The 20293-nt window shown below is 71.6% G+C and carries 16 protein-coding genes and 1 tRNA gene; 14 read left to right on the top strand and 3 right to left on the bottom strand.

What is annotated here, in order from left to right:
* Window positions 1-59: 59 nt before the first annotated feature.
* Together IF00_RS0112875 and IF00_RS0112870 are read left to right on the top strand one after the other, a co-directional pair.
* On the top strand, window positions 60-1493 hold the full coding sequence (locus IF00_RS0112875) for an MFS transporter (protein ID WP_209439753.1): 1434 nt from the start codon (window positions 60-62) through the stop codon (window positions 1491-1493).
* 137 nt (window positions 1494-1630) lie between these two features.
* Window positions 1631-1864, top strand: a complete 234-nt coding sequence (locus IF00_RS0112870; protein WP_015033559.1) for a hypothetical protein — start codon at window positions 1631-1633, stop codon at window positions 1862-1864.
* On the opposite strand, the gene IF00_RS0112865 is transcribed toward IF00_RS0112870, so the two are convergent.
* Window positions 1843-3063 (bottom strand): glycosyltransferase 87 family protein, encoded by a 1221-nt coding sequence (locus tag IF00_RS0112865; RefSeq protein WP_030317535.1) that lies wholly within the window; start codon window positions 3061-3063, stop codon window positions 1843-1845. The genes IF00_RS0112870 and IF00_RS0112865 overlap by 22 nt on opposite strands.
* 121 nt (window positions 3064-3184) lie before the next feature.
* On the opposite strand from IF00_RS0112865, the gene IF00_RS0112860 reads away from it, so the two are divergent.
* The 10 genes from IF00_RS0112860 to IF00_RS0112815 all read left to right on the top strand — a co-directional run bounded on the left by IF00_RS0112860 (window position 3185) and on the right by IF00_RS0112815 (window position 15906).
* Window positions 3185-3257, top strand: a tRNA-Ala gene (locus tag IF00_RS0112860).
* Window positions 3258-3547: 290 nt separating this feature from the next.
* Window positions 3548-6424: a leucine--tRNA ligase gene (gene leuS / locus IF00_RS0112855; RefSeq protein WP_030317533.1), complete on the top strand. Its 2877-nt coding sequence runs from the start codon at window positions 3548-3550 to the stop codon at window positions 6422-6424.
* A 122-nt stretch (window positions 6425-6546) separates the two neighbouring features.
* Complete coding sequence (locus tag IF00_RS0112850) at window positions 6547-7299, top strand: hypothetical protein (protein ID WP_030317531.1); 753 nt, start codon at window positions 6547-6549, stop codon at window positions 7297-7299.
* 120 nt (window positions 7300-7419) lie between these two features.
* Entirely contained in the window at window positions 7420-8265 is an 846-nt protein-coding gene (locus IF00_RS0112845; RefSeq protein WP_030317529.1) for a DegV family protein, read from the top strand.
* Between the two features lie 116 nt (window positions 8266-8381).
* Complete coding sequence (locus IF00_RS43630) at window positions 8382-9467, top strand: ComEA family DNA-binding protein (RefSeq protein WP_078944659.1); 1086 nt, start codon at window positions 8382-8384, stop codon at window positions 9465-9467.
* Window positions 9464-12049, top strand: coding sequence for a ComEC/Rec2 family competence protein (locus IF00_RS0112835; protein WP_425338308.1), 2586 nt, complete (start codon window positions 9464-9466; stop codon window positions 12047-12049). The genes IF00_RS43630 and IF00_RS0112835 overlap by 4 nt, the downstream gene beginning before the upstream one ends.
* Window positions 12050-12104: 55 nt before the next feature.
* Window positions 12105-12728 (top strand): winged helix-turn-helix domain-containing protein, encoded by a 624-nt coding sequence (locus IF00_RS0112830; protein ID WP_030317524.1) that lies wholly within the window; start codon window positions 12105-12107, stop codon window positions 12726-12728.
* A 5-nt stretch (window positions 12729-12733) separates the two neighbouring features.
* Entirely contained in the window at window positions 12734-14017 is a 1284-nt protein-coding gene (locus IF00_RS0112825) for an MFS transporter (RefSeq protein WP_030317522.1), read from the top strand.
* A 17-nt stretch (window positions 14018-14034) separates the two neighbouring features.
* Window positions 14035-14904 carry an arylamine N-acetyltransferase family protein gene (locus tag IF00_RS0112820; RefSeq protein WP_078944656.1) on the top strand — a complete coding sequence of 290 codons (870 nt, stop codon included), beginning with the start codon at window positions 14035-14037 and terminating at the stop codon, window positions 14902-14904.
* 111 nt (window positions 14905-15015) lie between these two features.
* Window positions 15016-15906, top strand: coding sequence for a YceI family protein (locus IF00_RS0112815; protein WP_030317518.1), 891 nt, complete (start codon window positions 15016-15018; stop codon window positions 15904-15906).
* 29 nt (window positions 15907-15935) lie between these two features.
* Here IF00_RS0112815 and IF00_RS0112810 read toward each other — a convergent pair whose 3' ends face one another.
* Window positions 15936-16196, bottom strand: coding sequence for a hypothetical protein (locus tag IF00_RS0112810; RefSeq protein ID WP_194481545.1), 261 nt, complete (start codon window positions 16194-16196; stop codon window positions 15936-15938).
* A 38-nt stretch (window positions 16197-16234) separates the two neighbouring features.
* Between IF00_RS0112810 and holA the strand changes: the two genes are divergently transcribed.
* A complete protein-coding gene (gene holA, locus IF00_RS0112805; RefSeq protein WP_030317514.1) occupies window positions 16235-17227 on the top strand; it encodes a DNA polymerase III subunit delta in 993 nt (330 codons plus the stop codon).
* 636 nt (window positions 17228-17863) lie between these two features.
* Here the strand turns inward: holA and rpsT are convergent.
* Window positions 17864-18130 (bottom strand): 30S ribosomal protein S20, encoded by a 267-nt coding sequence (gene rpsT / locus IF00_RS0112800; RefSeq protein ID WP_030317512.1) that lies wholly within the window; start codon window positions 18128-18130, stop codon window positions 17864-17866.
* A 184-nt stretch (window positions 18131-18314) separates the two neighbouring features.
* Here rpsT and lepA point away from each other — a divergent pair, with 184 nt between their 5' ends.
* Window positions 18315-20180 (top strand): translation elongation factor 4, encoded by a 1866-nt coding sequence (lepA, locus tag IF00_RS0112795; protein ID WP_030317510.1) that lies wholly within the window; start codon window positions 18315-18317, stop codon window positions 20178-20180.
* Window positions 20181-20293: the final 113 nt, after the last annotated feature.

Here is a 20293-nt window from a genome sequence, read left to right as displayed (position 1 = left end):
TCAGTACCAGCATCAGCGGGCTCTCGTTACCCGTATCCGATCGAGGTCACGCTCGGCGTATGACCTCGACCACAACACGTCCCGTACTCAGTAAAGACGGTGGGACCGACAACCGCTCCGGACTGTTGCTCGGCGTGGTTCTCGCCGCCCAGTTCATGGCGCTCCTCGACGTCTTCATCGTCAACGTCGCCGCGCCCACGATCCGTGTCGAACTGTCCGCGTCCGGAGCCGCGCTCCAGCTCGTCGTCGCCGGATACACCATCGCCTACGCGGTGTTGCTGATCACCGGTGCACGCCTGGGCGCCCTCCTCGGGCACCGCCGGATGTACCTCGGCGGGCTCGCCCTCTTCACCGCGGCCTCCCTCGCCTGCGGACTCGCCGCAGGCACCGGCCAGTTGATCGCCTTCCGGCTCGCGCAGGGAGCGGGCGCGGCCTTGATGATCCCTCAGGTCCTGAGTCTCATCCAGCGCGAGTTCGCCGGCGAGCGCCGCGCGAAGGCGCTCAGCGCCTACTCCGCGGTCCTGGCCACCGGCGCCGCCGCCGGGCAGGTCGTCGGCGGGATCCTCGTGAGCGCCGACCTCTTCGGCACCGGCTGGCGGCCCGTCTTCCTCGTCAACGTCCCCATCGGCATCGTCCTGCTCGTCCTCGGCGCCCGTGTCCTGCCGCGTGACGTCCGGACCGAGGCCACGCGTGCGCGTGCCCTCGATCTGCCGGGCCTCGTCCTGCTCGCCGGCGCCGTGTCCCTGCTGACCGTCCCCCTGGTCCTCGGCCAGGAACAGGACTGGCCCCTGTGGTCCTGGCTCTCGTTCGGCGGCTCCCTGGTGCTTCTCGCCCTTTTCGGCGCGTACGAGTCGCGGCTGGCCCGGCGCGGCGGCGCCCCGCTCATCGCCCCGCGCGTGCTGAGGCTCCCGGGCATGGGACGGGCTGTCCTCTGGATCGCGGTGTCGATGGGAGTCAACGCCGGTTTCCTGTTCACCCTCACCCTGCATCTGCAGGGCGGACTCGGCCACAGCGCGCTGCGCGCCGGGCTCACCTTCGGTCCCGCCGCGGTCGTCTTCGGCACCGTCGGACTGACCTGGCGGCGCTGGCCGGCCCGGCTCCACCGCGCGCTGATCCCGGGCGGATTCCTGCTCGCCGCCGCGGGAGCCCTCGGCGTCGGCGGGCTGCTCGCGGACGGCGGTGCGGGCGGCTGGGGGCTCTATCCGGCCCTGGGCACGCTCGGCGCCGGGATCTCGCTGGCCTTCAGCCCCGCCCTGACCGGCGCGCTGGCCACCGTACGGCCGGAGGACGCGGCCGACGCGAGCGGGCTGCTCGCCACCGTCACCCAGCTCGGCCAGCTCATCGGGGTCGCCGCGTTCGGAACCCTGTTCCTGGCCGCGGCGGACGGATCCGGAGCACAGAACTCCGCCGACGCGCTGTGGACGACCATGATCGCCCTGGCCGTCGCCGCCCTCGCCGGCGCGGCGGCCGGACCGTGGCGCCGAGCACGCTGACCCCCTTGCGGGGCCATGGCAGAATCGGACGGCCGGAGGGGGACGAGGATCCGGACGGGAGGGTGGCCCAAGTGCTCGGCGACAACGGCGGGGTGTCCTATGGGTGCACGGCCTGCGGCCACAGCTGGAGCTGACTGATGGGTGCACACAGGCGGAAGTGCGACTGGTGCGGCAGCGGCACGCCCATCGTGCGCGACATGGACCCCGTCAACCCGGGGTTCCAGTACTGGTGCGAGGAGTGCGCGCGGGCGCTGATCATAAAAGGCGACCCCATCGAGACGTACCGCGAGCTGGAGGGAGAGCCGATCTACGGCCGGCTCCTCGACGAGCACTGCACCCTCAAGCGGTTCTATTCCTTCGCCACGGCCTGACGCCGCAGCATCAGCACGTACCCCACGAGCAGGGCCGTGGTCGTCAGCGGATAGATCGCGGACAGCACCATCTGACCCGCGTTCTGGTCCAGTTCCGGCCGGCCCGGGTCGTGCGGAACCCACCACAGCGCGAACGAGGCGAAGGCCAGGGCGACCGCCCCCGTCACCGGCCACGCGCGCGTGGCGCGGTCCGCGAGCAGGATCAGCAGGGGCACGCACCAGACCCAGTGGTGGGACCAGGAGATCGGGCTGATCATCAGCGCCGTGAACGCGCAGACGATCACCGCCACCGCCTTGTCCCCGCGCACCGCGGCCCGCACCGCGAGGACCATCGCCAGGCCGCCCAGAAGGGCCGCGGTCACCGCCCACCACATGCCCGGGTCGTCGGTGTGCATCAGACGGGCCAGGACTCCGCGGATCGACTGGTTGGCGGTCTCCTCGGCGAAGCCCACCCGGCCGGTCTCGAACAGCGTCTCCGTCCAGAACCGCTTCGAGTCCGCCGGCAGCACGAGCGCCACGGCCAGCGTCGTCCCCAGGAACACCCCGGTCGCCGTCACCGCCGTGCGCAGCCAGGTGTTCCAGTTCCGGTCCCGGCGCCACAGCAGTACGCCCGCGACGAGCAGCAGGACCACGAAGAGCCCCGGTGTGAGCTTCACCGCGGTGGCCAGGCCGATACCCAGGCCGGCCCAGCGGCTGTCCCGGCGCCGGGTGAGGTCCCAGAGCACCGCCACCGCTATGAGCAGGTTGATCTGGCCGTACCGCAGAGTCGTCCACACCGGCTCGCACCAGACCACCACCGCGGCGACCCACAGTGTCGTACGCCACAGGTCCGTGCGCGACAGCGACGGGCGGACCAGCTGGAGCGACAGCTGCACCAGCGCGACCACCAGAAGCAGGTTCCCCGCGGTGGCCAGCGTGCGCATCACGGGCACGCTCACCAGGGTCAGCGGGACGAACAGCAGGGCCGCGAAGGGCGGGTAGGTCATGCCGAGGTTCGCCGAGGTCGCGCGCATCGCGTACAGATCACCGCCGGCCCGGACCGTCTCGCCCTCGGCCCGGTAGACCATCACGTCGAGCATGTTCACGTGGGCGAGGCGTTGCGCCACCCAGAAGGCCACGAACGAGAGCAGGCAGGTCGCCGCGGCGGTGGCCAGGGGCCAGGGCCGGGCGCGGGTCTTGGAGAGCACGGAGACGGACACAGTCGGCGACCCTACCCGGCAGGTCAGGAGGGCCCGGAGAATCGATTTGGAGATCTGCCGGGAAGCCGGTTAATGTTCTGTCTGTCGCCGCGAGGGAAACCGAAACGGAGACGGAAAGCAAGGGGCTATAGCTCAGTTGGTAGAGCGCCTGCATGGCATGCAGGAGGTCAGGAGTTCAATTCTCCTTAGCTCCACAGAAAAGAAGCGGGTCACCCGGATCGGGTGGCCCGCTTCTTCGTTGTTGTCCGGCTTCACTCGCTGCGGCTCCGCTCCGTGGAACGTCGGTGCGGCCCGCTCGGGCCCTGCGGTACCCTGGCGCCATGCGTGCCGTACGCCTTCTGCTTACCGAGCCGCGCTGATCAGTCCCGGCGGATGACAGACATCCGCCGGAGTCGGCGCGGCGTCCCCTCCTGTGCGAGGGGTTTTTTCATTTCACGGCAGTCCGTGGCAGTGGGCAGAGACGATCGATGGAGCTTCAAGGACCATGACCGAGATCAATACGGCCGCCGAGACGGCGGCCCCGCATCGCTACACGGCGGCCATGGCCGCCGACATCGAGGCACGCTGGCAGGACTTCTGGGACGCCGAGGGCACGTACGAGGCCCCGAACCCCACCGGTGACCTGGCGGGCGACCCCGCGATCGCCGCCCGGCCCAAGAAGTTCATCATGGACATGTTCCCGTATCCCTCGGGTGCGGGCCTGCACGTCGGCCACCCGCTCGGCTACATCGCCACGGACGTCTTCGCCCGCCACGCGCGCATGACCGGCCACAACGTGCTGCACACCCTGGGCTTCGACGCCTTCGGCCTGCCGGCCGAGCAGTACGCCGTGCAGACGGGCACGCACCCGCGTGTGTCCACCGAGGCCAACATGGAGAACATGAAGGTCCAGCTGCGCCGGCTGGGCCTGGGCCACGACAAGCGCCGGTCGTTCGCCACGATCGACCCCGAGTACTACAAGTGGACCCAGTGGATCTTCCTGCAGATCTTCAACTCCTGGTACGACGACGAGGCCGGCAAGGCCCGTCCGATCGCCGAGCTGATCGCGCAGTTCGAGAACGGCACGCGTGAGGTTCCCGGCGGCACGCGCGCGTGGAGCGAGCTGACCGCCGCCGAGCGCTCCGACGTCCTGGGCGAGTACCGCCTGGCCTACGCCTCCGACGCGCCGGTCAACTGGTGCCCCGGCCTGGGCACGGTGCTGGCCAACGAGGAGGTCACCGCCGACGGTCGCTCCGAGCGCGGCAACTTCCCCGTCTTCAAGTCCAAGCTGCGCCAGTGGAACATGCGGATCACCGCCTACGCGGACCGCCTGCTCGACGACCTGGACGCGCTGGACTGGCCCGAGGCCATCAAGCTGCAGCAGCGGAACTGGATCGGCCGCTCCGAGGGCGCCCGCGTCGACTTCCAGGTCGGCGACACCGGTGCCATCACCGTCTTCACCACCCGCCAGGACACCCTGTTCGGCGCCACCTACATGGTCCTGGCGCCCGAGCACGACCTGGTCGAGAAGATCGTCCCGGCCACCTGGCCCGAGGGCACCCACGACGTGTGGACCGGCGGACACGCCACCCCGTCCGAGGCCGTCGACGCCTACCGCAAGCAGGCCGCCTCCAAGTCCGACGTGGAGCGGCAGGCCGACGCCAAGGAGAAGACCGGTGTCTTCACCGGCGCGTACGCGACCAACCCGGTCAGCGGCGAGCAGGTCCCGGTCTTCATCGCCGACTACGTCCTGATGGGCTACGGCACCGGCGCCATCATGGCCGTCCCCGCCCACGACAGCCGCGACTTCGCCTTCGCGCGCGCCTTCGAACTGCCGATGCGCTGTGTCGTCGAGCCCAGCGACGAGCGCGGCACGGACCCGTCGACCTGGGACGACGCCTTCGCCTCGTACGAGGCCAAGCTGGTCAACTCCTCCAACGAGGACGTGGCGCTCGACGGCCTGGGCGTCGTCGACGCCAAGGCGAGGATCACCGCCTGGCTGGCCGACCGCGGCATCGGCGAGGGCACCGTCAACTTCCGGCTGCGCGACTGGCTGTTCAGCCGCCAGCGCTACTGGGGCGAGCCCTTCCCGATCGTCTACGACGAGGACGGCGTCGCCCACTCGCTGCCCGAGTCGATGCTGCCGCTGGAGCTGCCGGAGGTCGAGGACTACTCGCCGCGCACCTTCGACCCGAACGACGCGGACACCCAGCCGGAGACCCCGCTGTCCCGCAACGAGGACTGGGTCAACGTCACCCTGGACCTCGGTGACGGCGCCGGTCCGCGCCAGTACCGCCGCGAGACCAACACCATGCCCAACTGGGCCGGTTCCTGCTGGTACGAGCTGCGCTACCTGGACCCGCACAACTCCGAGCAGCTGGTCGACCCCGCCGTCGAGCAGTACTGGATGGGCCCGCGCGAGGGCATGCCCACCGGCGGCGTCGACCTGTACGTCGGCGGCGCCGAGCACGCCGTGCTGCACCTGCTGTACGCGCGCTTCTGGTCCAAGATGCTGTTCGACCTGGGCCACATCTCCTCGGCCGAGCCGTTCCACAAGCTCTACAACCAGGGCATGATCCAGGCGTTCGTCTACCGCGACGCGCGCGGGATCGCCGTTCCGGCGGCCGAGGTCGAGGAGCGCGACGGCGGCTTCTGGTACGAGGGCGAGAAGGTCAGCCGCGTCCTGGGCAAGATGGGCAAGTCCCTGAAGAACGCCGTGACGCCGGACGAGATCTGCTCCGAGTACGGCGCCGACACCCTGCGCCTGTACGAGATGGCGATGGGCCCGCTGGACGTGTCGCGTCCCTGGGACACGCGCGCGGTGATCGGCCAGTACCGGCTGCTGCAGCGGCTGTGGCGCAACATCGTCGACGAGTCGACCGGTGAGGTCACGGTCGTCGACACCGAGGCCGACGAGGACACGCTGCGCGCCCTGCACAAGGCGATCGACGGCGTCGCCCAGGACATGGTCGCGATGCGCTTCAACACCGCCATCGCCAAGATCACCGAGCTGAACAACCACCTGACGAAGTCCGGTGGCGCGCTCTCCCGGCCGGTCGCCGAGCAGCTTGTCCTGCTGGTCGCCCCGCTGGCCCCGCACATCGCGGAGGAGCTGTGGCGCAGGCTGGGCCACAGCGACTCGGTGGTCCACCAGGGCTTCCCGGTCGCCGACCCGGCGTACGTCGTCGACGAGACCGTGACCTGCGTCGTGCAGATCAAGGGCAAGGTCAAGGCCCGCCTGGAGGTCTCCCCGTCGATCACCGACGCGGAGCTCGAGACGCTGGCGCTGGCCGACCCGCACGTGGTCGCCGCGCTGGGCGGCGCCGAGATCCGCAAGGTGATCGCGCGGGCGCCGAAGCTGGTCAACATCGTCGCCGGCTGACGCACATAGGGATGTCCCCTACGGGCAGGTTGGGGGTTCCGATGGAACCCCCGGCCTGCCCGTTCCGTTTACGGTGGAGGAACCACATCCGTGGGGACCGGACGGACGCCGGAGGGGCGCACATGGAAGCCGCGATTATCACGATCATGGCGCTGCTCTTCTTGTCCTTCGTGGCGCTGGGTGTCTATGCCACGGTGAAGGCGGTCAAGGCCGCCAAGCGCGGCGTGGACCGCACGATCGACCAGGCCCGGCGCACCGTCGAGGACACCACGCTGCGGGCCAAGAGCTTCGGACAGGCCGGGACGGCGGGTGAGCTGGCCCGGCTGCGGCTCTCGCTGCGCACCTCGATGCGGGCCACCCAGGAGGCCCTGCAGGCCGGGGTCGGCGAGGACGCGTCGCTGAGGGAGTCGCTCGAGCTGTTCCACCGGCTGAGCGCGCACGGGCTCGAGCTGGACGAGGACCTCAAGCGGCTCGAGCGGGAGCCCGACCGGGCCTGGGTGGCCGGGCAGCTCGCCGACCTCACCGCACGGACCGAGCGGATCACCAGCTCGGCCGACGCACTGCGGCGCGCCGCCCGGGAGCGGGCCCTCAGGTTCGCCGAGGACGATCTGTCGTCGCTCAGCGCGCAGATCGACGTCGAGGCGGGTGCGCTGCGGCACTGGACGACGACGGGGCCGGAGACCAGCGCCGGGACGCCGGGGACCACCGACACGTCGGGGACGGCCTCAGGGAGCTCGGTGCCGGGTCGCCAGAGTGGAACCTCCGGGAGCTCGCGGCCGGCGGCCGGCGGCGAGCCGTCCGCGATCACGGCGCCCGACCCCCGTCTGACCTCCTACCCATGGGAGAAGTCGGCCCGCCCGGAGACGACCACCTGACGAACCGCGGACGCGGAAGCCCGGCCGGGCGCCGGGCGGGACGGGCGCTCGGTGGTGTCGGAGCGTTCACGGTGGGGGCCGGGCTGCCGCGCGCCGGTCTCGGCGGGTAACCTCCCGCTCATGTCCCGGCATGTCGCGATCGTCACCGATTCCACGGCCTACCTGCCACGCCAGACCAGGGAGCGGCACGCCATCACCACGGTCCCGTTGACCGTCGTCATCGGCGACCGCGCCCTCGAGGAGGGCACCGAGGTCTCGGCCAAGGCGCTCGTCGAGGCCCTGCAGAAGAGGCGGGCCGTCACCACCTCGCGGCCCAGCCCCGAGATCTTCGCCGAGGCCTACCGCGTGGCCGCGGAGGCCGGCGCGAAGGGCGTCGTCTCCCTCCATCTCTCCGCCGAGGTCTCCGGGACCTACGACGCGGCCGTGCTCGCCGCGAAGGACGCTCCCGTGCCCGTACGGGTCGTGGACACCCGCATGATGGGCATGGCCCTGGGCTTCTGCGCCCTCGCGGCGGCCCAGGTCGCCGAGGCGGGCGGATCGCTCGACGAGGCCGTCGCGGCCGCCGAGAAGCGCGCCGCGGGCACCTCCGCCTACTTCTACGTCGACACCCTGGACTATCTGCGCCGCGGCGGGCGCATCGGGGCGGCGCAGGCGCTGCTCGGCTCCGCGCTCGCGGTGAAGCCGCTCCTCGAACTCGACGGCGGACGGATCGAGCTGCGGGAGAAGGTGCGGACGGCCTCGAAGGCCATCGCCCGGCTCGAGGAGATCGCCGTGGAGCGCGCCGGTTCCGGCCCCGTCGACATCGCCGTCCACCATCTCTCCGCGCCCGAGCGGGCCACCGCGCTCGCCGAACGGCTCAAGGAGCGGGTGCCGGGCGTGGCGGAGCTGCACGTCAGCGAGGTGGGGGCGGTCATCGGCGCGCACACGGGGCCCGGGCTCCTCGCGGTCGTCGTCTCGCCGCGCTGAGTCCGCACCGGGGCCCGTCCCCCGGGGGAGTGACGGAGTTTTCCACAGCGCGGGCTCCGTCCACGGAACGTGTGTGAGTCCCGCACGGCACGGCCGTGATTCCTACCGTCATCTGCATGACTCTTCGTACACGCATCTCATCGACGACCTCCGGCGTTCTGGGCACGACGGGCGCTCCGACCAGCGGTCCCGGCAGGACGCCGGGCTCCGACGGGAGGAGCCGCCCCGGAGCGCGTGGCGCGCCTCCCGGGCGGGCCAGGAGGCGGACCCGGGTGAGGAGGGTCGGCGCGGCTTCCGAGGCTGTCGTACGGCGGCGAGGGGATGAGCTGTTCCCGGCCGCGTCCGCGGGGGAAGCGGCGGAGGGGGCTGCGGCGGCGGAGGACGCGGTTGCGGATCCGGGGGCGGACGCTTTTGCGGAGGCGGAGGAGCGGGGATCTCCGTCGGGGGTACGCGATCGGGGTTCGCCGCCAGGAGTGAGGGCGCGGTTCGCGGCGGTGCTGCGTGACCGGACCCCGGTGTGGGTGCAGACGCGGATCGGGCTCGAACCGAGGGCGTTGGCCGCGCTGACGGTGGTGCTGGTCGTGGCCGCGGGCCTCGCGGGCGGCTACTTCTGGACGGGCCGGCCGGAACCGGTGCGGGCTCCGGAGCTCGTGCGTGCCGCACCGGTCGCCGCCGCACCCGCCGCACGTGCGACGCCCGCCTCCAGGACCGGGCCGGGGGTGGTGCCGGGGCCCGGCCTGGGCGGAACGCGGGTGATCGTCGACGTCGGGGGCAAGGTGTACAGGCCCGGGGTGCTGACGCTGCCGGCCGGCTCGCGGGTGGCGGACGCCCTGCGGGCCGCGGGTGGGGCGAAGCCCGACGCCGATCTCACCGGACTCAACCGGGCCCGTGTGCTGTTCGACGGCGAGCAGGTTCTCGTCGGGCTGCCGGGGACGCCGGTCGGGGGCTCAGGTCTCGGTCCTGGCGGTGGATCGGCATCCGGCGGTGGCGCCGGTGGGGGCAGGCCAGGGGTGCCGTTGAGCCTCAACACGGCCACGGTCGAGCAACTCGACACGCTGCCGGGCGTCGGCCCGGTTCTTGCCCGGCACATCGTCGACCATCGTGCGGAGCACGGCGGCTTCCGGTCGGTCGGGGAGCTGCGGGAGGTCAACGGCATCGGTGAGCGACGGTTCGCCGAACTCGAACGGCTCGTGCGGCCGTGAAGCCGGACGAGGTGACGGCGGACGCGGTGGCGGTGGACGAGGCGACGGCGGACGGGCGGGGAGCCCGGGCGCCGTCCTGGGAGGAGGGGCCGGCCGATCTTCGGCTCGTCCCGCTCGCGGTGGCCGCGTGGGTGGCGGCGGCGATCGCGGTGGGGGTCGCCGGGTGGTGGACAGTGGCGGGAGTCCTGGTCTGTCTGGTGGGAGGCGGTCTCCTCCTGACCCCTGGGGCGGCACGCTGGTTCGGCCGGACCGCGTGGCCCGGCGAGGGGACCCTGGCGGCGGACGTGCCGCCCCGGCGGGGCACGCCCGGGTGGCGGTTACGGGCGACGGCGTTCGCCGGGGTCCTGCTCTGTGCCGCCGCAGGGGCCGCGTCGGCCGGGCTGCATACGGCGGATCTGCGGCGCGGACCCGTACCGGCCCTGGCGCGGGAGTACGCGAGGGCGCAGCTGGACGTGACGGTGACCTCGGATCCCCGGCTCACCCGGCCCCGGGTGCGGGGCAGCGAGACGGTGCCGGTCTCCGTCGTCCTGGACGGCGAGGTGACCCGCGCCGAGCGGCCGGACGGGACGGTCCACCGGACCAGGGCGCCGGTACTGCTGATCGTGCCGCCCGGGGAGGGGCGGGCGGAGTGGCTGCGTCTGCTGCCGTCCACGCGGCTGAGGGTCGGTGCCAGGCTCGCGCCGCCCTCGCGTCCCGGAGAACCTTTCGCGGCAGTGCTCAAGGTCAGCGGTGGGAGCGCGCCTCGGATCATCGGCCCGCCGAGCGCGCTGCAGCGGACGGCGGGGGAGCTGCGTGCCGGCCTGCGGCGGGCTACGGACGGCCTCGACCCGGACGCGCGGGCCCTGTTGCCCGGTCTGGTCGTCGGGGACACCTCGCGGATCGGGTCCGAGCTGCGGGACGCCTTCGTCGCCACCGACCTCACGCACCTGCTCGCCGTTTCGGGCAGCAATCTGTCCGTCGTCCTGCTTCTTCTGGTCGGACGTCCCGGGCGGGCACATCAGGTGGAGCGCGGTGGGCTCGCGCCCAGGTTGGGGATGTCGCTGCGGGGCACCGCGGTGGCCGGGGGAGCGCTGACGCTTGCCTTCGTGGTGGTCTGCAGGCCCGAACCGAGTGTGCTGCGCGCCGCGGCCTGCGGGCTTGTCGTGCTGCTCGCGATCGGTACCGGCCGACGGAGATCGCTGATCCCCGCGCTGGCCGCCGCCGTGCTGCTCCTGGTGCTCTACGACCCGTGGCTCGCGCGGAGCTACGGATTTCTGCTCTCGGTCCTCGCCACCGGGGCCCTTCTGACGGTGGCGCCACGCTGGAGCGAGGCGCTGCAGCGGCGTGGCGTGCCCGGCCGTCTGGCGGAGGCGTTGGCGGCGTCCTTGGCGGCGCAGGCGGTGTGCTCTCCCGTCGTGGTGGTCTTCGCCGGGCGGGTGAGTCTGGTGGCGATCCCGGCGAACCTGTTCGCCGAGCTCGCGGTGGCGCCGGCGACGGTGTTCGGCTTCGCCGCGCTCGCCGTGGCGGCGGTCTGGATGCCGGCCGCGGAAGGGCTGGCGTGGGTGGCGGGGTGGCCGGCCGGGTGGATCGCGCGGGTGGCCCGTACGGGCGCCGCGCTGCCGGGGGCGGAGCTGAGCTGGCCCGGCGGGTGGTGGGGCGGGTTCGCGCTCGCCCTGGTGACCATGGTGGTGGTTCTCGCGGCGCGCAGACTGCCGTACCGGGGGCCGGTCGCCGGGCTCGTCGTCGTACTGCTGCTGCTCGCGGTGGTGCGGCCGGTGCCGGTGACGCGGTGGGTCACCGGATGGCCGCCCCAGGGCTGGGTGTTCGCGATGTGTCAGGTGGGGCAGGGGGATGCGACGGTCCTCGCGGCGGGTGGGGACGCGGCCGTTGTGGTGGACGCGGGCCCCGACCCCGTACCGGTGGACCGATGTCTGCGAGAACTCGGGGTGCGCAGGGTGCCGTTGCTGGTGCTGACCCACTTCCACGCCGACCATGTGGCCGGGTTGCCGGGGGTGTTGCGGGGGCGGTCTGTGGGGGCGATCCAGACGACGTGTCTTGAGGAGCCGCCGGCGCAGGCGGCGTTCGTACGGCGGACGGCGGCGGCCGCGCGGGTGCCGCTGATCCGTGCGGATCCTGGCGAGCGGCGCAGGATCGGCGGGCTGGAGTGGACCGTGCTCTGGCCGACGGCCGAGGGCGGGGCGGCGGGGGGAGGGCGAGCGGCGGCGGGCTCCGGTGGGGCGAACGATGCCAGCGTCGCGCTGTTCGTCAGGGCCGCCGGTGGGCTGACGCTGCTGCTGCTCGGTGATCTGGAACCGCCGGGCCAGCGGGGGCTGTTGCGGGCTCATCCGGGGCTCGCGCCGGTGGACGTGCTCAAGGTCGCCCACCATGGCTCCGCGCATCAGGACCCGGGGCTGATGCGGGCGGTACGGCCGAGGCTCGCGCTGGTGTCGACGGGGCGCGACAACCTGTACGGGCATCCCTCGCCGCGGACGGTGGAGTCCTTGCGGGCCGGTGGGGCGCGGGTGCTGCGGACGGACCGCGACGGGGCGATCGCGGTCGTCGGGGCGGGGCCGGGGCTGGTGGCCGTACCGGGGGGAGGGTGACCCGCTGACGGAGAGGACCCTTGTAAAGAAGTCTTTCTAAAGATATCTTTTCATCATGCCGAAGGAGATCATCGATCCGGAGCCCGAGGGTGAGCGGCCCCGCAGTATCCGACTCACCGACCCGCGAGCGCTGCGCGCGTACGCCCACCCCCTGCGGATGTCGCTGGTGGGGCTGCTGCGCAGCAGCGGCCCCTTCACCGCCACCCGGGCCGCCGAACTGACCGGCGAGTCCGTGGCCAGCTGCTCCTACCACCTGCGGATACTCGCCAAGTACGGGCTCGTGGAGGAGGCACCGGGCGGCCGGGGGCGGGAGAAGCCCTGGCAGGCCACGGCCCAGTACACGGAGTGGCCGGAGTACAGCGAGGACGCGTCGATCGCCCAGGCGGCCGACGCGCTGAGCGCCGCCGTCGCCGAGCAGTACTTCGAGCGGGTCACCCGGGCCATGGCGAACCGGCAGCGCCTGCCGAGGGAGTGGCAGGAGGCCGAGCAGTTCGGCGACTCACTGCTCCACCTCACCCACGAGGAGCTGGCCGACCTCGGAGCGCGCATCGACGCGCTGCTCCGGCCGTACGAGGCGCGGGCCTCCGACCCGTCCCTCCGCCCGGAGGGCGCCAGGCCCGTCAGTGTCCTGCGGATCGCCTACCTGGATCTGGACGTCCCCGACAGCGAGAAGGAGTGAGCGGGATGGCTCTCGTCGAACGCGTACCGGCGCTGCTGCGCGAGCGGACCTTCCGCCGCTACTGGACCGGGCAGACCATCTCCCTCGCCGGGGACCAGATATCCCTCATGGCGATCCCGCTCGCCGCCGTGCTCGTCCTCGGCGCCGACGCCGCGGCGATGGGCTGGCTCAAGGCCGCCGAACTCCTGCCCGCGCTCCTGCTCAACCTGCCCTTCGGCGCCTGGGCCGACCGGCAGACCAGTCGCAGACGGGCGATGATCGCGGCCGACTTCGGGCGGGCGGCGCTGGTCCTGACTCTTCCCGTGGCCCATGTGCTGGACGTGCTGACACTCACCCAGCTGTACGTCGTGGCCTTCGGGATCGGCGCGCTCACCGTGCTCTTCGAGGTCTGCAACGCCACGCTCTTCGTGGCGCTCGTACCCACCGAGCGCTATGTGCAGGCGAACTCGCTGGTGAACGGCAGCCGTTCGACGGCCTGGCTCGCGGGGCCCGGGATCGGCGGACTGCTCGTGCAGTTCCTCACCGCACCCTTCGCCCTGGTGGCGGACGCCCTGACCTATCTCGTGTCGGCCGGGTACCTGGCCCGGATCAAGCCGGTCGAACCCCCGCCGGCCCCCGTGGCCAAGGGGCACTTCACCGAGGGACTGCGCTGGGTGGTCCGGGAGCACTCGATGCGGGCGCTGTTCGCCGCCTCCGGCACGGTCCAGTTCTTCAACTACATGTTCCACACCCTCTTCGTGCTCTATGCGACCACCGAACTCGGACTCGGCGCCGGGCTGCTCGGCCTGATCCTCGGAGCGGGAGCCGTGGGCGGTCTCCTCGGGGCGGTCGTCAGCGGCGCGGTCGTCCGGCGGATCGGCATCGGGGGCTCGCTCGTCGCCGGCTTCCTCGGATTCACCCTGCCGCTGGTCCTGATACCCCTGGCCGACGGTCCGCTGCCGCTGGTGGTGCTCGTGCTGTTCGTCGCCGAGTTCCTCTCCTGTGTCGGCGTGATGATCGTCGACATCGCCGCGGGATCGTTCCAGATGGCGCTGATACCCGACGCCGTGCGGGCCCGGGTCATGGGCGCCTTCCGGACGCTCAACCACGGCTTCCGCCCGCTCGGCGCACTCGTCGGCGGCTTCCTCGGTACCGCGATCGGGCTGCGCCCGACGCTGTGGATCGCCACCGTCGGGGCCGTCTTCGCCGTGCTGTGGGTGCTGCCCTCGCCGCTGCCGCGGATGCGGGAACTGCCCTCTCCGAAGGAGGAGTCGGAGCCGGTCGGACAGCCGGGTGGAGCGAAGGGCTGACCGGGCAGACTGGCGACATGACGACGCGACCGACGGCATCCGTTCCCGCCGAGACCCCCGCCCCTTACGGGTCCCTCGTTCCCTCCGATTCCTTCGTCCCCACGCCGGAGGACGTGCGGGCCTATCTACGGCGCATCGGCGCGGAGCGGCCGGACCGGGCGGACCCCGAGGCGCTGCGCGATCTCCATCTGCGTCATCTGCGCACCGTGCCGTTCGAGAACCTCTCGATCCACCTCGGCGAGGACATCGTCCTGGAGGAGAAGGCGCTGCTCGACAAGGTGATCGGCGCGCACCGGGGAGGGTTCTGCTACGAGGTCAACACGGCGTTCGCCGTTCTGCTGAAGGGACTCGGCTACCGGGTGTCGCTGCTTCAGGCGAGGGTCTTCGGGCCGGAGGGGAAGCCGGGCATCCCGTACGACCACATGGCACTGCTCGTGGAGACGGTGGACGGGGAGCGGTGGCTCGCCGATGTCGGCTTCGGTGACCACAGCCACTTCCCGCTCCGCTACGAGGACCGCGCTGACCAGGCGGATCCGGGGGGTGTCTTCCGGCTCGTGGACACCGCCGAGGGTGACGTGGACGTGTTGCGGGACGGGAAGCCGCAGTACCGGATGGAGCTCCGTCCGCGCCGGCTCGCCGACTTCACGGCCGGCGCCTGGTACCACCGGACCTCGCCCGACTCGCACTTCCCGCGCAGTCTTGTCTGCTCGCTGCTCACCGAGGAGGGCCGGATCACTCTCAGCGACCGGAAGCTGATCACACGGGCCGGGGACGAGCGCGACGAGCGGGTCCTCGACGGCGAGGACGAGGTGCGGGGCGCGTACCGGGATCTGTTCGGGATCGAGCTCGACGCGCTGCCGGTCGTTCGCGGCGGAATTTCCGAATAGAACCCTCGGTAACGCTTGTTCACCTCGTGACCGGTTTGCGTCGAACGCCCCGTCGGTGATCGAATGCGACTTCGTTGCATAGTGAACGAGTCGCACGGGGGTGCGTGAAGAATGTTCGATCGTCTCTTCGGGAAGCGTGCGGCGGGCGCCGTGCGAGGCGGCCCGCTCGCCGGCCTCAGTGTCCCCGCCTCGGCGGGGATGCTGAGCTGCCGGGTGCTCGACCCCGTGCACGAACCGGTCCGACAGGCCGAGTTCGTCCTCAGTGACGCCGCCGGGCGCAAGGTGATCGCCGGCGAGACCGACCCGTACGGCACGGCGCTCGCGACCGTGCCGGCGGGCGAGTACCGGCTCGCGGTCACCGCCGAGGGCTACACGCCGCACCACGGCAGGGCCGTGGTCACCGAGGGCGGCCACACCGGCCTCGACGACGTGCTGCTCCAGATCGCCCCGCAGCCCCAGCTCCCCGAGCCCGGCGACTGGGAGATCGACCCGACGCACTCCCAGATCGGCTTCACCGCACGCCACATCGGGCTCGCGCGGATCCACGGCCGGTTCAACGGATTCGCCGGCGCGGTCCGGATCGGTGACCGCATGGAGCGCTCCGCGATGCACGTCGTCATCGACGCGGCCTCCATCGACACCGGGGTCCAGATGCGCGACGACCATCTGCGGTCCGGTGACTTCCTCGACGTCGGCGCGTACCCGACGCTGGAGTTCTTCAGCGAGCGCTTCACGCACAAGGGCGGCAGCCGTTGGGCCGTCACCGGGGCCCTCACCCTCCACGGGGTGAGCCGCACGGTCACCCTCGACACCCAGTACCTGGGCCTCGGGAGCGGTCTGGAGGGCGAGACCCGGTGCGCCTGCCGGGCCACCACCGAACTGCACCGGGAGGACTTCACGCTCACCTGGCAGACGCTGCTGGCGCGGGGGATCGCGGCGGTGGGGTCGAGCATCAGCATCGATCTGGACGTTCAGATCGTGCCCAAGTCGGGGCGGGGCTGAGGGTTCCCCCGGCGCCGGACGCAGGGGGGTTACGGGGCTTCCAGCCAGCCCTCGTACTCCGCCGCCAGGGAGTCCAGTGCCGTCGGGTCGAGCCGGCCGTCCGGGTCCTCGACGACCACCAGCCACTGGGCGTCCTCTGCGTCGTCCTCCCCGGCCAGGGAGTCCCGTACGAGCTGCGGTTCCTCGGCGACGCCGAAGCGGTCGGGGAGCTCCCCTGCGACCTCCTCGGCGGCGTCGCGGTCGGGGAGTACCAGTACGTGTCGTTCACTCACCCCGTCATTCTCGGGCATCGCCGTCCTGTCAGTGGTCCGTGGGATGCTGGACCGCGATGGCCACCAGAAAGACTTCCCCCGACGACCTCCTCGGCCCCGTGACGCTCGCCGTGGGGCAGGAGGACCTGCTCCTCGACCGTGTCGTCCAGGCGGTGGTGGCGGCCGCGCGTGCCGCCGACGCCGACACGGACGTGCGCGACCTCACGCCCGACCAGCTTCAGCCCGGCTCGCTGGTGGAGCTCACCAGCCCCTCGCTGTTCGCCGAGCGCAAGGTGCTGATCGTGCGGAACGCCCACGATCTGTCCGCCGACACGATCAAGGACGTCAAGGCGTATCTCGACGACCCGATCGAGGACATCTCGCTCGTCCTGCTCCACGCCGGAGGCGCCAAAGGCAAGGGGCTGCTCGACGCGGCGCGCAAGGCGGGGGCGCGGGAGGTGGCCTGCCCGAAGACGACGAAGCCGGCGGAACGGCTGACGTTCGTGCGGCAGGAGTTCCGGACGCTGGGGCGTTCGGCCACGCCCGAGGCCTGCCAGGCGCTCGTCGACTCCATCGGCAGTGATCTGCGGGAACTCGCGTCCGCGGTCGCGCAGCTCACGTCCGACGTGGACGGGACGATCGACGAGGCCGTCGTCGGGCGCTACTACACGGGCCGCGCCGAGGCCTCCTCCTTCAACATCGCGGACCGCGCGGTGGAGGGGCGCGCCGCGGAGGCCCTCGAGGCCCTGCGGTGGTCGCTCTCGACCGGCGTCGCGCCGGTGCTCGTCACCAGCGCGTTGGCGCAGGGCGTACGGGCGATCGGCAAGCTGTCCTCGGCACGGGGTGGGCGGCCCGCCGATCTGGCACGGGAGCTGGGTATGCCGCCGTGGAAGATCGACCGCGTACGGCAGCAGATGAGGGGCTGGACCCCCGACGGGGTGTCGCTCGCGCTGCGGGCGATCGCGGAGGCGGACGCGGGGGTGAAGGGCGGCGGGGACGACCCGGAGTACGCCCTGGAGAAGGCGGTGGTCGCGGTGGCTCGGGCGGCGAGGATGCGGCGGGGCGGGTAGCGGTTGGGGGCGGCTTGTCCTTGGCCTGTGACGTGCGGTGACGTGCCCGTGCCTGCGTTGCGGTGACGTGCCTGTGCCTGTGCCCGTGCCCCGTGGCCGGGGTGGGCCTTGGGCGGGCCGTGCTGGGGCCCGGGATGCGGGTCGCGCGCGTGGCGGGTGGTGTGGGTGCGGGGCGGTCGGTGGCTGGTGCCGGGCGGATTCCCCCACCCCGCCCCTTCCCGAAACCCTGCCGGGGGCTGGTGGTGGGTGGGGAAGAGAGTTCCGGGGGCTGTGCCCCCGGGCCCTCCTCGGGGCTGTGCCCCGGCCCCCCCTCGGGGCTGTGCCCCGGACCCTTGTCCGTGCTGCGCCCCTGGGCCCCCGTTCGGGGGTCCGGCCAGGGCCCTGCCTGGGCGGTGGCCCTGGGTCCGCTCAGGGGCTGGGCCACGGATTCCCCCGTGGCCCGCAGCCGCCCCCGTCCCCGTCCGTGTGTACGCCAAAGGCCCCGCCCCTCCTGGGGAAGGAGGGGCGGGGCCTTTGGTGTTTGAGCTGGTGGGCTCGCACCCGCGTGGCGAACGCGTCCGCGTGCGAGTCCTGGGTGGCCGGGTGGGAGCGGGAGAGAGGGCCCGCTGGGTCCCGTGCGGCCGGTTACATCAGAGCTCAGCCCTGGAGAGCGGCAACCTTGGTGGCCAGCGCCGACTTCTTGTTGGCGGCGGCGTTCTTGTGGATGACGCCCTTCGAGACAGCCTTGTCGAGCGCGCGGGAGGCGGCGCGGGAAGCCACGGTGGCCTTCTCGACGTCACCCGCGGCGACGGCCTCGCGGGCCTTGCGGATCGCGGTCTTGAGCGAGGACTTGACGGCCTTGTTGCGCAGGCGCGCCTTCTCGTTCGTCTTGTTCCGCTTGATCTGGGACTTGATGTTCGCCACGAAAAGAGCCTTTACAGGTTCGATGTTCCTTCTGGATGCGTCTCGCAGGCTGAGAGGGCACACGAGACACAGCTGTCCACAGTATCAGCCACTCTCGTGCCCGCCCAAACCGGGCGCAGGGCGACGGGCATGGGACCATGGAGCCTACGTATCGATCCGACATCGCCCCGAGACGAGACCCTGCGTGCCCGCGACTCCTACCAACGTGCCCGAGCCGAGCCGTACCGACCCGGCTCTGATCCGCAACTTCTGCATCATCGCGCACATCGACCACGGCAAGTCCACGCTCGCCGACCGGATGCTCCAGCTGACCGGTGTGGTCGACCAGCGGCAGATGCGTGCCCAGTACCTCGACCGCATGGACATCGAGCGGGAGCGCGGCATCACGATCAAGTCCCAGGCGGTCCGGCTGCCGTGGGCGCCGACCGAGGGGCCGGGTCAGGGCGACACGCACATCCTGAACATGATCGACACCCCTGGGCACGTCGACTTCACCTATGAGGTGTCCCGGTCGCTGGCCGCCTGTGAGGGCACGGTCCTGCTGGTCGACGCGGCCCAGGGCATCGAGGCGCAGACGCTGGCCAACCTCTACCTGGCCATGGAGAACGACCTCACGATCGTTCCGGTGCTGAACAAGATCGACCTGCCGGCCGCCCAGCCGGAGAAGTTCTCCGAGGAGCTGGCCAACCTCATCGGCTGCCAGCCGGAGGACGTCCTCAAGGTCTCCGCGAAGACCGGTGTCGGTGTCGACGCGCTGCTCGACCGGGTCGTCCGGGACGTTCCCGCCCCGGTCGGTGTCGCCGACGCGCCCGCCCGCGCGATGATCTTCGACTCCGTGTACGACTCGTACCGGGGTGTCGTGACCTACGTACGAGTGGTCGACGGGCAGCTCAACAAGCGCGAGCGCATCAAGATGATGTCGACCGGCGCCACCCACGAGCTGCTCGAGATCGGCGTCTCGTCTCCGGAGATGACCCCTTCCGACGGTCTCGGCGTCGGCGAGGTGGGCTACCTCATCACCGGTGTGAAGGACGTCCGCCAGTCCAAGGTCGGTGACACGATCACCTCCCTGAACAAGGGCGCCACCGAGGCCCTCGGCGGTTACAAGGACCCGAAGCCGATGGTCTTCTCGGGCCTCTACCCGCTGGACGGCTCGGAGTACCCGGACCTCCGCGAGGCCCTCGACAAGCTGCAGCTCAACGACGCCGCGCTGGTCTACGAGCCGGAGACCTCCGCCGCGCTGGGCTTCGGCTTCCGCGTCGGCTTCCTGGGCCTCCTCCACCTCGACGTCATCCGTGAGCGGCTGGAGCGCGAGTTCGGTCTCGACCTCATCGCCACCGCCCCCAACGTGGTCTACCGCGTGGTCATGGAGGACGGCAGCGAGCACACGGTCACCAACCCGAGCGAGTTCCCCGAGGGCAAGATCGACGATGTGTACGAGCCCGTCGTACGCGCCACGATCCTCGCCCCCAGTGAGTTCATCGGCGCGATCATGGAGCTGTGCCAGACGCGTCGCGGCACCCTGATCGGCATGGACTACCTCTCCGAGGACCGGGTCGAGATCCGCTACACCCTGCCCCTCGCCGAGATCGTCTTCGACTTCTTCGACCAGCTGAAGTCCAAGACGCGCGGTTACGCCTCCCTCGACTACGAGCCCACCGGCGAGCAGGCCTCCAGCCTGGTCAAGGTCGACATCCTGCTGCACGGCGACAAGGTCGACGCCTTCTCCGCCGTCACCCACAAGGACGCCGCGTACGCCTACGGTGTGCGGCTCGTCGCCAAGCTGCGCGAGCTCATCCCGCGGCAGGCCTTCGAGGTGCCGATCCAGGCCGCGATCGGCTCCCGGGTGATCGCCCGGGAGACCATTCGCGCCATCCGCAAGGACGTCCTCGCCAAGTGCTACGGCGGTGACATCTCCCGTAAGCGGAAGCTGCTGGAGAAGCAGAAGGAAGGCAAGAAGCGCATGAAGATGGTCGGCTCGGTGGAGGTGCCTCAGGAGGCCTTCATCGCCGTTCTGTCGAGCGACGAGTCCTCCGGGAAGAAGAAGTAGACCAGGGCCCCCACACGGCTGTCCTGTGCGGACGACGGGTCCACGCGCCATGTGCGCGTGGGCCCGTTCGTTATGAAGCGGCGCCCTGTAGGCCCTTACGCGCCGGACCTCGG

The sequence above is a fragment of the Streptomyces flavochromogenes genome (assembly GCF_000717595.1).
In the GTDB taxonomy this organism is placed as follows: Bacteria; Actinomycetota; Actinomycetes; order Streptomycetales; family Streptomycetaceae; genus Streptomyces; species Streptomyces flavochromogenes.
The sequence above is the reverse complement of the archived record's forward strand: the minus strand, read 5'-3'. Positions and strand labels throughout refer to the sequence as shown.